This is a genomic window from Lactobacillus acidophilus, from assembly GCF_034298135.1.
Lineage (GTDB): Bacteria > Bacillota > Bacilli > Lactobacillales > Lactobacillaceae > Lactobacillus > Lactobacillus acidophilus.
The window spans coordinates 14,430-29,650 of the sequence record NZ_CP139575.1; the positions used below are offsets into that span (position 1 = coordinate 14,430).

The 15,221-nt window shown below is 35.6% G+C and carries 18 protein-coding genes and 2 pseudogenes; 13 read left to right on the plus strand and 7 right to left on the minus strand.

Features of this window, described 5'->3' with window-relative positions; translation table 11 throughout:
* Positions 1-55: 55 nt before the first annotated feature.
* Together SO785_RS00095 and SO785_RS00100 are read right to left on the minus strand one after the other, a co-directional pair.
* The gene (locus SO785_RS00095) at positions 56-469 is read right to left on the minus strand and encodes a DUF3021 domain-containing protein (RefSeq protein WP_003549798.1); all 414 of its coding nucleotides are present in this window, start codon (positions 467-469) and stop codon (positions 56-58) included.
* Position 470: 1 nt separating this feature from the next.
* Positions 471-908, minus strand: a complete 438-nt coding sequence (locus SO785_RS00100) for a LytTR family DNA-binding domain-containing protein (RefSeq protein WP_003549799.1) — start codon at positions 906-908, stop codon at positions 471-473.
* Positions 909-1,050: 142 nt separating this feature from the next.
* Here SO785_RS00100 and SO785_RS00105 point away from each other — a divergent pair, with 142 nt between their 5' ends.
* The 4 genes from SO785_RS00105 (at position 1,051) to SO785_RS00120 (ending at position 3,934) form a co-directional block, all read left to right on the plus strand.
* The gene (locus SO785_RS00105) at positions 1,051-1,329 is read left to right on the plus strand and encodes an ArsR/SmtB family transcription factor (protein ID WP_003549800.1); all 279 of its coding nucleotides are present in this window, start codon (positions 1,051-1,053) and stop codon (positions 1,327-1,329) included.
* Between the two features lie 229 nt (positions 1,330-1,558).
* Positions 1,559-2,455 (plus strand): metal ABC transporter solute-binding protein, Zn/Mn family, encoded by an 897-nt coding sequence (locus SO785_RS00110; RefSeq protein ID WP_011254571.1) that lies wholly within the window; start codon positions 1,559-1,561, stop codon positions 2,453-2,455.
* 37 nt (positions 2,456-2,492) lie between these two features.
* Positions 2,493-3,140 carry a metal ABC transporter ATP-binding protein gene (locus SO785_RS00115; protein WP_011254570.1) on the plus strand — a complete coding sequence of 216 codons (648 nt, stop codon included), beginning with the start codon at positions 2,493-2,495 and terminating at the stop codon, positions 3,138-3,140.
* Positions 3,140-3,934, plus strand: coding sequence for a metal ABC transporter permease (locus SO785_RS00120; protein ID WP_015613417.1), 795 nt, complete (start codon positions 3,140-3,142; stop codon positions 3,932-3,934). Before SO785_RS00115 ends, SO785_RS00120 begins: the two co-directional genes overlap by 1 nt.
* A gap of 48 nt (positions 3,935-3,982) precedes the next feature.
* On the opposite strand, the gene SO785_RS00125 is transcribed toward SO785_RS00120, so the two are convergent.
* A complete protein-coding gene (locus SO785_RS00125) occupies positions 3,983-4,348 on the minus strand; it encodes a pyridoxamine 5'-phosphate oxidase family protein (protein WP_011254569.1) in 366 nt (121 codons plus the stop codon).
* Between the two features lie 404 nt (positions 4,349-4,752).
* Here SO785_RS00125 and SO785_RS00130 point away from each other — a divergent pair, with 404 nt between their 5' ends.
* A complete protein-coding gene (locus tag SO785_RS00130; protein ID WP_003549809.1) occupies positions 4,753-6,267 on the plus strand; it encodes an L-lactate permease in 1,515 nt (504 codons plus the stop codon).
* A gap of 51 nt (positions 6,268-6,318) precedes the next feature.
* Here SO785_RS00130 and SO785_RS00135 read toward each other — a convergent pair whose 3' ends face one another.
* The 3 genes from SO785_RS00135 to pepF all read right to left on the minus strand — a co-directional run bounded on the left by SO785_RS00135 (position 6,319) and on the right by pepF (position 8,754).
* A complete protein-coding gene (locus tag SO785_RS00135) occupies positions 6,319-6,576 on the minus strand; it encodes a hypothetical protein (protein WP_021873979.1) in 258 nt (85 codons plus the stop codon).
* Positions 6,577-6,599: 23 nt separating this feature from the next.
* Positions 6,600-6,845: a hypothetical protein gene (locus SO785_RS00140; protein WP_225852599.1), complete on the minus strand. Its 246-nt coding sequence runs from the start codon at positions 6,843-6,845 to the stop codon at positions 6,600-6,602.
* 112 nt (positions 6,846-6,957) lie between these two features.
* A complete protein-coding gene (pepF, locus tag SO785_RS00145) occupies positions 6,958-8,754 on the minus strand; it encodes an oligoendopeptidase F (protein ID WP_003549813.1) in 1,797 nt (598 codons plus the stop codon).
* Positions 8,755-8,921: 167 nt separating this feature from the next.
* On the opposite strand from pepF, the gene SO785_RS00150 reads away from it, so the two are divergent.
* The gene (locus SO785_RS00150; RefSeq protein WP_003549814.1) at positions 8,922-10,196 is read left to right on the plus strand and encodes an LCP family glycopolymer transferase; all 1,275 of its coding nucleotides are present in this window, start codon (positions 8,922-8,924) and stop codon (positions 10,194-10,196) included.
* A 52-nt stretch (positions 10,197-10,248) separates the two neighbouring features.
* Here the strand turns inward: SO785_RS00150 and SO785_RS00155 are convergent, their stop codons facing one another.
* Positions 10,249-10,749, minus strand: a complete 501-nt coding sequence (locus SO785_RS00155) for a GNAT family N-acetyltransferase (RefSeq protein ID WP_003549815.1) — start codon at positions 10,747-10,749, stop codon at positions 10,249-10,251.
* 145 nt (positions 10,750-10,894) lie between these two features.
* On the opposite strand from SO785_RS00155, the gene SO785_RS00160 reads away from it, so the two are divergent.
* The 7 genes and pseudogenes from SO785_RS00160 (at position 10,895) to SO785_RS00190 (ending at position 15,216) form a co-directional block, all read left to right on the plus strand.
* On the plus strand, positions 10,895-11,269 hold the full coding sequence (locus SO785_RS00160; protein WP_003549816.1) for a hypothetical protein: 375 nt from the start codon (positions 10,895-10,897) through the stop codon (positions 11,267-11,269).
* Positions 11,270-11,277: 8 nt separating this feature from the next.
* Positions 11,278-12,819 carry an ABC-F family ATP-binding cassette domain-containing protein gene (locus tag SO785_RS00165; RefSeq protein WP_003549817.1) on the plus strand — a complete coding sequence of 514 codons (1,542 nt, stop codon included), beginning with the start codon at positions 11,278-11,280 and terminating at the stop codon, positions 12,817-12,819.
* A 10-nt stretch (positions 12,820-12,829) separates the two neighbouring features.
* The gene (locus SO785_RS00170; RefSeq protein WP_021873978.1) at positions 12,830-13,600 is read left to right on the plus strand and encodes a threonine/serine exporter family protein; all 771 of its coding nucleotides are present in this window, start codon (positions 12,830-12,832) and stop codon (positions 13,598-13,600) included.
* 2 nt (positions 13,601-13,602) lie between these two features.
* The gene (locus SO785_RS00175) at positions 13,603-14,088 is read left to right on the plus strand and encodes a threonine/serine exporter family protein (protein ID WP_003549820.1); all 486 of its coding nucleotides are present in this window, start codon (positions 13,603-13,605) and stop codon (positions 14,086-14,088) included.
* Between the two features lie 306 nt (positions 14,089-14,394).
* Positions 14,395-14,613, plus strand: a pseudogene (locus tag SO785_RS00180) (ATP-binding cassette domain-containing protein); the annotation flags it as partial.
* Positions 14,612-14,902, plus strand: a pseudogene (locus SO785_RS00185) (SufD family Fe-S cluster assembly protein); the annotation flags it as partial. The pseudogenes SO785_RS00180 and SO785_RS00185, both read left to right, overlap by 2 nt.
* Entirely contained in the window at positions 14,899-15,216 is a 318-nt protein-coding gene (locus tag SO785_RS00190) for a metal-sulfur cluster assembly factor (protein ID WP_003549827.1), read from the plus strand. The pseudogene SO785_RS00185 and the gene SO785_RS00190, both read left to right, overlap by 4 nt.
* Positions 15,217-15,221: the final 5 nt, after the last annotated feature.

Below are 15,221 nucleotides of genomic sequence, written 5' to 3' on the forward strand. Positions count from 1 at the left end.
TTTTTGTATAAAAAAGACACTTTCAATTCATCTCTGAATCTAAAGTGTCATTTAATTATAATTTTTGATTTATAGTTTTAACTTGCGTTTTAACTTGATGATAAATAATTAGCCAAATGATTAGATAACCGACAATGTAAATAATTGTAAAAATAATTAGAGGGATAGCCTGTGCTTTAATCCAATCGTTAATTAAGTAAATAACTAAATAGTCAAAGTAAATCACAACCGCATCAATTAATGTAGCAGTACCGATTGAAATTCGTTCTACTCTAAAAATAGCACTTATTCCCCCGGCAATAAAAGCTAGAATTAAGCTAGAAATAATATTTAGGTTTACTTGAGCAACTGAAAGATTGGTAACAGTCTTTGAAAGTTGCAAACCTAAATAGATCGTAACTAAAATTAGAGGACCAAAGCCTGCAGCAAGCATTCCACGTAGGGCAAAATCTTTGATGAACTTTTTCATTTTAGCTCAACTCCTTTCTGATTTTGGCAAAACATCTGCGAGAGACGTAATCGGTTAACCCATTCTTCATAATGATGTTTACGCCAGCTGTTTGAGTTTCTTCAAATCGGCTAATTTGATAACGATTAACGATACTAGATTTGTTAATGCGCCAAAAATGTTTAGGTAGCTCTTCGGCTAATTGGTAAATTCGCTTTTTGATTCTGTATTGTTTTTGATCATTACAAATAGCATAAGTTTTATCATCAATAATAGTGATTAGAGCTATTTCATCAAGCGATAGGGTGATTGCATCTTTGTCATCATAGACGAGTAATTGATTAGAATTACCATTAGTTAAGACAAAGTTTTTAAGTTCTTGAGTAAAATTATTTTCCTGATGAACCTGTGCCTGAACAAACTCATCTTTTTTAGGATTAATTAGTAGCTTGAATTTCATCTTTATCGCTTCCTTTCACTATGAAGTATACGGTAATTAATTAGAGATTACTTGTTTTCCAATGTTATCGGTCGAAAAAGGCAGATAATCGGTAAAATAAAGATTATAATAGACTGAGACTAACACGATAGGTGGGGAAAAAGTGAACGATCAGATTATTCGAATTACCAGAGCGTTGAATCATCCAATTCGAATTCAAATTTTATATTACTTAAATGATAATAAGGAAAGTAGTGTGAATAATTTAGTTAACCAATTTGATGTTAGCCAACCAGCAATTTCGCGACATTTGCGAATTTTAGAAGAAGCTAGATTGGTTAAGAGTGAACGAGTTAAACAAGAGAAGTATTACCAATTGTTTGACAACCACATCATTAAAATTCTGGATGTATTGAGACAACACGCCAATGGTGAGTTTTAGTTTGACAAGCTTATAAAAATATGTTTATATAATGATGTAATTCTAGAAAAGCATTTAAATAATTTCAGCAAAAAAAGTTAAAGACTTAAATAATAGCATCAGATTCATGTGTTCTGGTGCTATTTGTGCTATCTAAAGATTGACAGCGCTATAAATCTAGTTTATTCTAGCTTTAAATCAAAAAATTGCTGAAATTTTGATTTAAATGCTTTTTTTATGGAGGAAAATTATGCAAAATTGGAAAACTAGAATTACAAAATTATCTTTTCTCATAGGTATTGTGGGAACAATCATGCTTTTTGTTTCTGCTTGTTCAAATAATAAACAATCTTCAACTAATGATGGTAAGATTTCGATCGTTACCTCAACTAATGTTTATGCAGATATTGCTAAGAATATAGTTGGTAAGTACGGCAGTGCTAAGGCAATTATTAAAAATAGTGCTACTGATCCGCATGACTTTGAACCAACTACTCAAGACGCTAAGGAATTATCTAGTACCAATATTATTGTAGCTAACGGTTTAGGCTATGATAGCTGGATGAACAAGTTAGCTAGCTCAGTTGATAAGAAGCCAGTTTTAGTTGGTGAAGAGCTAATGAAGTTAAAGAAAGGGGCTAACCCTCATATTTGGTACAGTTTAAGTATGCCAACTGAGTATGTTGATTATTTAGTGAAACGTTTATCAAAAATCGATTCCAAGCACAAAGCATACTTTGAAGCTAATGGTAAAAAATATTTAGCTAAGATTAATCAGGTAAAGGCTCTTGCTAAAAATAGTAAAAAGACCGATAAGATGGTTTTTGTTAGTGAACCCGTCTTTGATTACGCCTTAGCTGAAGCTGGTTACAAGATTGGTGACAAGGACTTTGAAAAAGCTGTAGAAAACAACACAGATCCAAGTCCTAAAACTATTAACAGAATGACAAATGATATTAAGAATAAGAAGATCGCATTCTTTGTTAACAATACTCAATCAAGTAGTTCAACTGTAAAGACATTTGTTAAATTGGCAAAACAAAATAATATTCCAGTATTGAACGTGCGCGAAACTATTCCTAATCACACAACTTACTTAAATTGGATGAAGGAAAATTATCAAAATTTAGCTAATATTAGTAAGTAATATTGAAACTAATTTAGCAAGTAAAGGGGATGCTAAATTGATTCTAGACGTGAATGATCTTTCTATGAGATTTGATAATAAAACTGTTTTTAAGGATATCAGTTTTAAACTTGAGAAGGGGTCGACTACAGCCTTACTTGGACCTAACGGTACAGGAAAGACAACCTTAATCAAGATCTTAATGGGGATGCTTACACCAACCAGTGGAAGTTATAAATTTGCTGATGATGTAAAAATTGGCTATGTGCCACAATTTAGAAATATTGATTCAGAATATCCACTCTCAATTAGAGCTTTTATCGAATTAAACGCGCCTTTATTTAAGACTAAAAAGGTAAAAGAACAAGTTGATCAACAATTGGTTGAAACTCATTTGGATAAAATTCAGAATACTCGAATGGGTGAAGCCTCAGGTGGGCAAAAGCAACGTGCATATTTGGCACAAGCGCTACTTGATCATCCTAATATGATTATTTTGGATGAAGCTACGGCTAGTCTTGATCCAGCTGCCAAAGAAGAGTTAATGGACTTGATTCATCATTTAAATAAAGAACATAAAATCACCGTTCTGTTTGTTACACACGATATACCGTTAGCTTCTAAATACATGAGTGATTACTTGTACTTAAATAAAGGAACAATCAGACAAGGTAAGATGAAAGACTTTAAGGAGGATTTTGAATGATGTTTCAATATGAATTCATGCGTTATGCCTTCTTAGCAAGTACTTTTATTGCAATTACCTGTGGGGTAGTTGGTGTTTATGTAGTAGCACGTAATTATGCCTTTCTCGCTCACACATTGTCTGAAATTGGCTTTGCTGGTGCGGCTTTTGCCGTGTTTATTGGTATAGCACCGTTATGGGGAATGCTCTTATTCACGTTACTAGGTTCAATTGGTGTTGGTGAATTATCCATTCATAGTGATCAAAAAGAATCATCGATTAGTGCAATTTCGGCATTGTTTATTGGATTAGGTGTTTTATTTTTAGCTATTTCTGGTTCAAATAGTCGTTATGCAACTAATATTTTATTCGGTAGTATCATCGGAGTAGATAAACAAGGCGTTATTCAGCTGACGATTTTATCAGTAATTGTTTTATTAATGATCTTATTGGTTCAAAGAAGTTTGAACTTCGATTCATTTGACCATATTGGAGCTGTAGCACATGGTATCCATACTGGCTTTGTGGGCATTGTTTTCTTAATTTCAATGGCAATGTCGGTTGCGATCGGTGCGCAGATTGTAGGATCATTATTAGTGTTTATTTTATTAACACTTCCATCTTCTACTGCTCGTTATATCGGTAAAACGATTCCTGCAATGATTGGCTGGTCCGTTGGTTTTGCCTTATTTGGTGTTTGGGCAGGATTATATCTGGGCTTTATCACTAACTGGCCAGTGACTTTCTTCATCGCAACAATTGAGGTAGTAATTTATTTAGTTGCTTATACAGTTCATGTAATTAAACATCGTTAAAAAATAAAAGCTAGGCTGGTTAGCCTAGCTTATTATTTTGCAAAAATTTTATTCATAAATTTCTTCAATGTCGATAACTACAACGTAAGCTTGTGGTGCACCGCCTTCAGTAGCTACCTTCTTTTGGTAATCATCATCTTCGTGAATATGTGCAGTACCCTTGATACGAACGTTGGTATGAGTTGGAACATCAGCTACAACAACAGCAGCCTTTGAGCCATTCTTCAAGTTTTCGTATGCGTGTGCCTTAGTCTTTTCAAGATAGATTAAGTGACCATCATCAAGAACTCTCATTGATTGCTTAGGACCAACTTGTGGTTCACCATTTTCGTCTACAGTTGAAAGATAAGCTAAATGGGTCTTAAAGAATTCTTGTTGCTTGTCAGTAAGCTTGTTTGAGTCTAATTTTTTCATATGTACTAATTCCTCCTCAAAATATTTACTTGTTGATTTAATTATATAAACATACACTCATAAAATAATTGATATATATCAAGAAAAATAAACTTTTTCTGTTAACCTATATTCTATTTTCTTGTTCATAAAAAGTCTAAGAAAAAGCTTTCAAATAAAAAAATAATGTTGATATTTGATTTTAGGGGAGAAAAAAAAGCCATTCTATTCCGCAGAATGGCTTTAAATGATGTGAGAAATTTTACTTTCCATAATTGTTATATATGTTGTTACACAAACTTGCAAGCAAAAAATTTATAAAGTTAGAATATTTCGTTCAAAATAGGTGTCTGATTTTAATTTTTACTGTAGAAATGATTAAATAGTATAGTTAGAGAAATTTTTGATGAAAGAAAGGTATTAAGATGTGGATTAAATTTGCGATGGCGCTGATTCCAATTATTTGGCTAATCATCTCGCTAGGCGTAATGCGTATGCCTGCAGCTCGGGCTTGTATAATTGGGCTTGTTTTAACGATTTTATTGGCAATTTTTAGCTTTAAATTGTCCGTACCCAATACGCTGACGGCGGCCTTAGAAGGTATTATCATGGGAATTTGGCCAATTATGTTCGTCATTGTGGCCGCGTTATTTGCGTACAATGTAACTACTGAATCAGGTGGAATGAAGACTATTCAGGATATGCTAGCCACCATTTCTACGGATAAACGAATCATTGTGCTGATTATTGCTTGGGGCTTTGGCGGTTTCTTGGAATCAATCGCTGGCTTTGGTACAGCTGTCGCAATTTCTGCAGGAATTTTAATTTCATTTGGATTAGAGCCAATTCGTGCTTCTGTCATTAGCTTGATAGCAAATACAACAGCAACAGCATATGGTGCAATTGGGTTGCCAATTTTAACTTTAGGTGAAGTAACTAATTTGAATCAAGTAGCATTATCTTTCCTTGTTTCATTACAATTATGTATTTTGGTAGTACTTGTGCCATTTATCTTGGTAATTTTAACAGGTGGTAGCGTTAAGGCAATTAAAGGTGTGGGTCTCATTACCTTGATGTCAGGATTAGCTATGGCTATTCCCCAGATAATAGCGGCTAGATTTGTTGGTGCGGAACTTCCTGCAATAGCTGGCTCACTTTGTTCTATTGCTGTAACGATTTGGATGACCAGATGGCATGAAGATGAAGAAGAATCAGATGTTGAAAGACCTGATAATAAAGCACTGCTTAAAGCATGCTCAACTTTTATTTTGATCTTTATCTTCGTAATTTTGGCTTCTTCACTTGTGCCACCAGTTAATAATTTATTGAACAAAGCAACCACAAACTTAGTTGTTTATACTGGGAAGAATCCTAATACTCTTTCAATTAGTTGGCTTTCATCTCCAGGAACCTTGATTTTAATCGCTACTCTTATTGGTGGCACGATTCAAGGCGTTAGCTTTAAGCGCATGATGCAAATTTTAGGTAAATCGATCAAGGCCGTGGGTATGACTACCGTTACAGTTTGTGCGATTGTCGGTCTTGCCAAGGTTATGGTTTACGCTGGTATGACTGATGCTTTGGCTGTGGCTTTGGTTAGCTTGCTTGGTCCGGTTTATCCATTATTTGCGCCACTTATCGGTGCGCTTGGAACATTCCTTACTGGTTCTGCAACTTCTGCCAACGTATTGTTTGGTAACTTGCAGTTGTCGGCTGCGACTGACTTAGGCGTAAACAAGTACTGGGTAGTTGCTTCTAATATGACTGGGGCAACTGCAGGGATGCTTTCACCACAGAATATTGCGGTAGCAACTGGTGCAATTCACCGCGAGGGTGATGAAGGTGAGATCCTGAAAGAAACTGTTAAATGGGGCAGTCTGTACTTGGTAGTCTGCTGTGTGTTCTTGTACATTACAGGCTTATTGACAGGTATGATTTAAAAGCAAAAAAAGATAGTTTCACGTGAAACTATCTCTTTTTTTGCTTCAGCTTTATGCATTTGCCCATAAATCGTATGCACAAGTCCAACTACAGTAAGAACTGTGAAGAATGCAAGCGAAGCCGAAGCCTATGCCTGAAACGATACAGCCAATAATTAGTGCACTAAAAACATGAGCATTACTTACCATATAAAAACCAGCAGCGTTAAGAAAGAGACATAGTGGCCAGATCCATTGTCTAATTCTTTGATAAAGCCAGTTGAAAATCAAGCCACAAGGAATTCCCATGAATCCAATGAGCGCCATCATTAAGGAGGAAGTGCTTTCGCTTCCTAAATGAAAAAGGATGGTAATTTGTAGGCTAAAGCCATGTAGAAAATAAAAATTAAAAAGAAATTATTAATAAAGATTGGCAAACTACCTGCAATCCCACCTAGTCCCAGTAATATGACACGTTTAGGCCCTATTTTGCGAACTAGCCATGGATTAAGCAACAAGCCGAAGATTTCTCCAAAATTTGGAATAGTTGTTAATAATTCAACTTGAACTTTAGGAATTTCCGAAAAAGTTTTTTCCATTAAGGGTAATGCTGGACCGATGATTCCGGGCAGCATGATAAATAAAGAAATTGCTAAAAGTGAAATTTTAAAAATTGGCTGTTAAGCTTCTTCAATATTCATATCTTATCTTTTATTTTTCAATCAAACTTTCAAATTCGGCTAAACGTTTTTCAAATGTCTTAAATGCATCTTCCAAGTAGTCTGGCTTAGTCATATCAACGCCAGCATGCTTCATAATTTCGGTTGGATAGTTACTTGAACCAGCCTTAAGAAAACCAAGATATGCATCCCTATCAGCTTCAGAACCATGAACCACCTTGTTGGCAAGAGCTGTTGCAGCCGCAAATCCTGTTGCATATTGGTAAACGTAAAAGTCGTAGTAGAAGTGCGGGATACGTGACCATTCAAGTGCAATATCGCCGCCTGGCTCAACGCTGTCACCGTAATAGTGTTGGTTAAGTTGTCCATAAACTTCATCCAAGATATCAGCAGTAAGTGGTTCACCTTTAGCATCTGCTTCATGAATAAATTGTTCAAACACCGCAAATTGGGTTTGACGGAACAATGTCCCCTTAAATGAATCAAGATAGTAGTTCAAAATAAAGGCGCGTGTCTTAGAATCAGTAATATGATCTAAGAAGTATTCAGTCAAAATATTTTCGTTAGTGGTTGAAGCAATTTCTGCTACGAAAATAGGATAATCCCCATAAACGTAAGGTTGGCTATTGCGAGTGTACCAAGAGTGAACTGAGTGACCAGTTTCGTGAACTAGAGTATATAAGGAGTCAATGTTGTTTTCCCAGTTTAAAAGTTCATATGGATCTGTATCATAAGCACCGCCAGAATATGCGCCAGTTACTTTATTCTTTGATTCAACTACATCAATTACGCGATTATTAAAGATATAATCAACATGCTTTAAGTAATCTTCGCCCAGTGGAGCTAAAGCTTTCTTAGCTACTTCCTTTGCTTCTTCAAAATTATATGAAAGAGCAGGCTTACCAGTTAGTGGCACGTACATGTCCCACATTTGTAAATCTTTAAGTCCCAAAATTTTCTTCCGAAGTGCTACATAACGGTGAAGTAAATCAAGATGGGAGTCAACTTCTCGAATCAAAGTGTCGTAAACCTTGGTAGGTACGTTGTTTTCAGCTAAAGCTGCTTCACGAGCTGAATCATACTTGTGAACTTTAGCGTTATAATTGTGCTTCTTTACAACGCCGGAAAGCGTAGAAGCAAGTGAATTTTGGAATTGACCATAGCTTGCATAAAGCGTATCAAAAGCGCCTTTTCTGACATCACGGTTTTGTGATTGGATTAAAAGTGAGTACAAACCGTCAGACAATTGTTCCATATTACCATCGTCATCTTGAACGTAGCCATATTCCATGTCTGAATTAGTTAAAACGTTAAAGGTATTTTCTGAAACGCCCATGGCATCACTGGCATCTGCGATAATTTTTTCCTCTTCAGCAGGTAAAGTGTGGGGACGCTTATTAGTGATTGTCTCAAGATAGTGAGCATAATCGTTTAAACGAGGTTCATCCTTTTTGAACTGTTCAAACTTATCGGCAGGGATACTCAGAATTTCTGGGCTGATAAAACTAGTTACTGCCTCAAATTGGTTAACTAAATTTTGTGCGCGGCTTACATAACCTAAATAGTGAGAATTTGAAGTATCAACATCACTAGACATAGTTGCATAAACGTAAATATTTTCTACTTGACGTTTAACTGCTAAAATTTGGGTCAAACTTTCGTATAAGTCTTTGCCAGATTTAGTAAGGATTTTTTTAAAATCACCTAATTTTTCTACTTCATCTTTTGCATTATCAAAGGCTGCTTCCCAGTCTTCATCTGTCTTAAAAACACGGGTTAAGTCCCATTTTAATTCTTCTGGAACTTCACTTCTTGTTGGAATTGCCATATTTGTTTCCTCCTGAAAAATATTCCATCTTTGTTAAAGATGCATTTCGATGTAGAATTTAACTCAAAAACTAAGTTATTATTAATTATCGATAATTTTATTTTATATAGAGATTAAAAGTGATACAAATAAACTTGTATTAATTTTGAAGGGAAACGATACAAAGAATGGATCCAAATTCCAAACGTAGAGAAGATTATCGCAAACATTCATCATTAAATCTTCATCGCAATCATGCTTTGGCAGCAGATTCTTCATCTTTTAAAGCCGGTAACATGTTTGCTCGTTTTATTGGGGTGATCGCGTTATTAACCGTTTGTTTCGGTGTGGCATGGGCTGCTCATATGTATTTCACAATTCATAGTGCAGTTGATGGTAAAAATAATGGTAATGTTGCGACATCCGCTAAAATTTCGACTAGACAACCAGTTTCAGTATTGATTTTGGGAGTCGATCAAGGAATTGAAGGCCGTCATGACCGAGGTAACTCTGATACTTTAATTTTAGCAACAGCTAATCCGCAAAAAAATAAGGCAACGATGACATCTATTCCACGTGATACATTGGCTGATATTAAAGGTGATCCAGGTGACAAATACTTCATGTTTAGGGTTAACTCAGCTTATGAAATCGGTGGTAGTGAAGCAAGTATGAAAACTGTCTCAAATATGTTAAACGTACCGATAAACTATTATTTAGAAGTTAACATGAAGGCGCTGCGCAGTTTAGTTAACGCAGTGGGCGGCGTTGATGTAAATGTGCCTTTCGATTTCTCATATGATTGGTGTGACTTCCACAAGGGTAAGCAACACTTGAATGGTCGGCACGCAGTTGCTTATGTCCGAATGAGAAAAGAAGATCCGCGAGGTGACTATGGTAGACAACTCCGTCAGCGTCAAGTAATTGAAGCAATTGCTCATAAGGCTATGTCAGTTAATACAATTAGTAACTATCGTAAATTAATTGATATTTTTAACAAATATGTCAAGACTAACTTAACTTTTAACGATATGCTCAGTTTAGCTCTTAACTACCGTGGTTGTATGGGTAATTTAGATAGTGGCTATATTCAAGGTCATGATGCTTGGATTGACGGTTCGTCAATTCAAGTAGCCCCAACTGCAGAATTACAAAAAATTTCAAATAAGCTCAGAAAGAATCTGAATTTACCGGCTGAAACACTTGATAATGAAGAAACTCGTCAAAATGATTTGAATGATCAAAATAACCATGTAAAATGGGATGATCCTCAGGCATTTACTACTTATCGTATTTATGAGCAAAATGCAGATAAGCCAGCGGGCGGTTCAAATTCAGGCTATGGTGAAAATAAAGATACCAATTCAGGTAGTTCAACCACTTCCTCTAGTATGTCGAGTTCATCGGACTCATTAGGTAGCTCATCTTCGTCTAGTAGTAAGACTTGGAAATTTCATTGGTAAAAATTAATTACATGAAAAACTTAAAGCAGTAATTAGATTGCTTTAAGTTTTTTTATTTAATTTTTCTAAAAAATAATATGTTATCAATATTACCCATCAGTTTAAACTCAGTTCGTTTGGCTATTGCGATGCTTTTATCGTTTTGCACATTAATTTTTAAATCAACATATTGTAAATTTAATTCGTTAAAAGCATATTCGCATACCGCTAATACGCTCTGAGTAACAATACCATGTGCCTGATAAGAACTGGACAACCAATAACCGATCTCGCCTCTTTTATTCGGTGTGATGTGATGCAGATCAATCATGCCGCTGGCCTTTTCATTAACTAAAATAGTTAGAGCAATAATTTCTTCTTTTTTCTGAATCTGTTTAATAAAATTAGCCTCAGCTTGAATTGAATTAATGTCATAAGCCCAAGGTAACCATTTGCTTAGGCTTTTTTGATCATGTTTAATAGCTTGATAAAGATCTGTTGCGTGTTCAATTTGTGGTTTAACTAATTCGATTTTTAAATCATTTATTTTAAAATTAATCTTTTTTATTTTCATGAATTTTGTTCTTTCTAGATGAATTTTTTCATTTAGTAAGTATACTTAGTTCATAATGGAAAATCAGTGTCTAATTTCTGTTGCAAAGCTTACTATTTTTTGGTAAGTTCGTAGCAGTCAAGTCTCAAAGTCAGAAGGGAAAATTATGCAAAAAAAAGAATCTATATTTCCGGTTGTCTATGGCGTAATTTCTGCCATTATTTCCTTTATTGCAGCCATGTTTATTTGCTTACGTAGTTTTAGATTGAACTTACAAGTATCGATTATCGTTGCAGGTATTTTTGCAATTTTCTTCTTCGGCCTGTCTTATTTTAGAGGACATGCATCAGTCGAAATTAAGCGAATTGTTTATAAATATAAGCTGACAGATCAAGAATTAGCCAAAATTACAGGGATGAAAGCTAGCGATTTCCCAATTTATCATGATCGCTTGCAATTAATTTTACCTAAAAGATATTGGCCACGGGTTCTTGATGCACTCCAAAAATACGAAAAAGAGCGTGAGTCGGCAGGGGAGTAATTTAAAAAATGAGTTTATTAACTGTTAAAGATTTAGGTCAGAGTTTTATTGATAAGACCTTATATGAAGATGCTAACTTTGTGTTAAACAAAGAAGACCACATGGGAGTTACCGGACAAAACGGTGTCGGCAAATCTACTTTAATTAAGATTTTGACTGGTGAGATCTTGCCTGATAATGGTCAAGTAAAATGGCAAAACAAAATTGATGTGGGTTATTTAGATCAGTATGCTAAATTAGCACCAGGTGTGACTATCCGCGGATTTTTACGTACAGCCTTTGATGATTTATTCCAAAAAGAAAAAGAATTAAATGAGCTTTACACTAAATACGCTGAAACTAGTGATGAAGATCTACTTGAAAAAGCGGGCAAGGTGCAAACTTATCTAGAAGAAAATAATTTCTACGATATTGATACTGAAATTGAACAAGTCGCATCTGGTTTGGGCTTAGCTGACTTAGGCTATGACCATGACGTTTCAAAATTATCAGGTGGTCAACGCTCAAAGATTATTTTGGGTAAATTATTATTACAAAATCCAGATGTTTTAGTATTAGACGAGCCAACCAACTACCTTGATGTGTCACATATTGATTGGCTAGTTGATTATTTGAATAATTTTGAAGGTGCCTTTATCGTTGTCAGTCACGATTACGATTTCTTAGGTAGAATCACTAACTGTATTATCGACATCGACTTTGGTACGATTACGCGTTATACCGGTACCTTAAAGCAAGCGATGCGCCAAAAAGCTGCTAACCGTGAAACTTACCTTAAAGCCTATGCTAACCAGCAACGCAAGATTGCTAAGACTGAAGCATATATTCGTAAGAATAAAGCTGGTACGCGTGCTAAGAGTGCAAAATCGCGTGAAAAGCAATTAGCTAGAATGGACGTTTTAACTCCGCCTAAAAATAATCGTCGGGCCAAGTTCGAATTTCCATATGTAGCAACTGCTTCCAATTTGCTTTTGCAAACGCAAGACTTGGTTATTGGTTATGATCAGGCTTTAGTTAAGTCTGCATTTAACTTCTCAGTTGGCGGTGATGAAAAAGTAGCAATTACCGGTTTCAACGGAATCGGTAAAACTACCCTTCTTAAGACTCTTTTAGGTCAATTAAAGCCGATCTATGGTTCATATGACTTGTCAGTTACTGCTAAGCTTGCTTATTTTAAGCAGGATTTAACATGGCCTAACAACAATATGACACCGCTACAATACTTGCAAGAAGAATTTGAACGTAAAAAGCCAAAGGAATTGCGTCAAGCCTTAGCTAGAATGGGATTAACTGCGCAACAAGCAATGAGTCCGTTAAAGGAGCTTTCCGGTGGGGAACAGGAAAAAGTAAAATTAGCTAAAATGCAGTTTGAGCCAGCTAACTTGCTCTTTCTTGATGAACCTACTAACCACTTGGATAACGATACTAAGGATGCATTGCGCAAGGCGATTATCAATTTCTCAGGTGGAGTAATTATTGTAAGTCACGAACGCGACTTCTTCCGTGGTGACTGGATTGATAAAACAATCGATATTGAAACAATGAATTGAGGATAAAACTATGTCTGATAAGCGGGATGCTCGATTTTATCAAGAGGTATTAGACATTTGTTTAACTGCAGGTCGTCTGATGATTGAAGGCGGAAGCGAAATGTATCGAGTTGAAGATACCATGCTCAGAATTGCTAGAAACGCGGATATTAATGATCCACGCGTTTTTGCGACACCGACTTGTGTATTTATGAGCCTTGATGGGGGAAAATTATCTCAGATGAAGCAAATTCGTGATCGAAATATCAATTTAGAGTTGGTTGATCGCGTAAATGAATTATCAAGAGAATTTGCTACTAAAAAAATTGATTTATCAGAATTGAAAAATCGCATTATTGAGGTTGCTAATGCACCATCATTTCCAATGTGGATGCAGATAATTGGTGCGGCCGTACTTAGTGCCACCTTGATGGTTTTATTTATGGATGATTATGATTGGGTAGATTTTCCCGGTGCAGCTCTTGAAGGAGCAATTGGCTTTTGGGCATATTATGAATTTAAAAAGTATACTAAAGTTCGATTTTTGTCGGAATTAATCGCTGCAATGATAATGGGGGTCTTGGCACTTGGCTTAAATTATCTTTATCCAAAAATGATTATCGATAATATTCTAATTGGTGCATTGATGACTTTGGTGCCGGGGTTAGCGATGACGAATGCTTTGCGCGACCTTTTTATGGGGGATCTGCTGTCTGGCATCGTTAGAATGTGTGAGGCCATTTTAAGTGCATTAGCTTTAGGTGGTGGCGTCGGTCTGGTTTTGAAGTTTGTGGGAGGATAAAAATGCCATTTTGGTTAGAAGTTGTAATTAATGTTGCGTTTTCTTATCTAGCTTCAGTTGGCTTTGCTCTAACAATTAATGTGCCGCATCGTGCCTTAAATTTGTCCGGAATTAGTGGGACAGTTGGCTGGATGGCTTATTGGTTTTGTTTTCGTTTAGGTGCTGGTCGAATGGCATCTAATTTAATCGGTGCATTTTTGATTGGAATTTTGGGTTTAGTTTTTGCCAGAATAAAAAAGTGTCCCGTAACAGTGTTTAATATTCCAGCTTTGGTTCCATTGGTGCCAGGGATGCCTGCGTATCAGGCAGTTCGAGCGTTTGTAGTTGGAGATTATATTCAAGGTCAGGAACTAATTTTGCGTGTAGCAATTGTTACAGGCGCAATTGGCTTAGGCTTCTTACTTTCAACCATGTGTACAGAAGCTTTTTATAAGATAAGATATCGTCATTTTAGAAACACAGGACTGTACTTTAAGCGGAAAAAATAGTATAATATCAAGTTGACGAGTCGATTAACTAACGCGAGATGCGTATATTTATGAGATAGAGGACATCCGCCTTAAGTGGCAAGTACGGGAAGTACTGATGTTGGACATACTGATGTGAACAGTTTAATGTCCACATATGCTTTATGCATGTGCCTTGAGTTTTTGTCAATGAATATTGATAAAGATATGAAGAACCAAACAGTAATATATATTGCTGTTTGGTTCTTTTTTTAAAAAAACAAGTCTTAAATTTTAGAAAAAATTACGATAAGGTGGAAGCATAATTTATAAATTAGGGGATAAACAATGGCCGTTTTAGAAATTAAAGATTTGCATGTTGAAGTAAAAGATAAAGAAGAAAATACACAGAAAAAAATCTTAAAAGGTATAAATTTAACTCTTAAAACTGGAGAAATTCACGCAATTATGGGACCCAATGGGACGGGTAAGTCTACTTTATCAGAGACGATTATGGGCAATCCTAAATATCATGTTATACAAGGCAAACTTCTTTTAAATGGTGAAGGCGCACGTTGAATGCGATACGATTATCATGGACGATATGTCTTCTTCTGATACCATTCCTACAAATTCAATTGAAAACTCTAATGTTGCTATGGAACATGAGGCAACTGTATCAAAAATTTCTGAAGAAGAGCTGTATTATTTGCAAAGCCGTGGGATTCCAGAAAGAAAAGCCACTGAAATGATCATTATGGGATTTGTTGAACCGTTTACTAAGCAATTACCAATGGAATATGCAGTTGAGTTAAATCGTTTAATTAGTTTCCAAATGGAGGGAGCAATTGGATGATTGGAGAAAAAATGAGCGATAAAGAAAAGGAAATTTATAACGCTTTAAAAACAGTAATAGATCCTGAATTAACCGTAAACTTAGTAGATTTAGGGTTCATTTATGATATTCAGGTTGAAGATAGGACTGCAATAATCAAAATGACTTTAACAATTATGGGTTGTCCGCTAACTGAGCTTTTGAATAAAGAGATCACTACCGCAGTCACTTTTGTTCCTCAAATCGAAAAGTGCAAAATCAACTTAGTTTGGTATCCTCAATGGACTCCAGATAAGATGAGCCGTGCAGCTAGACTCATCTTAGGAATACATTGATATTT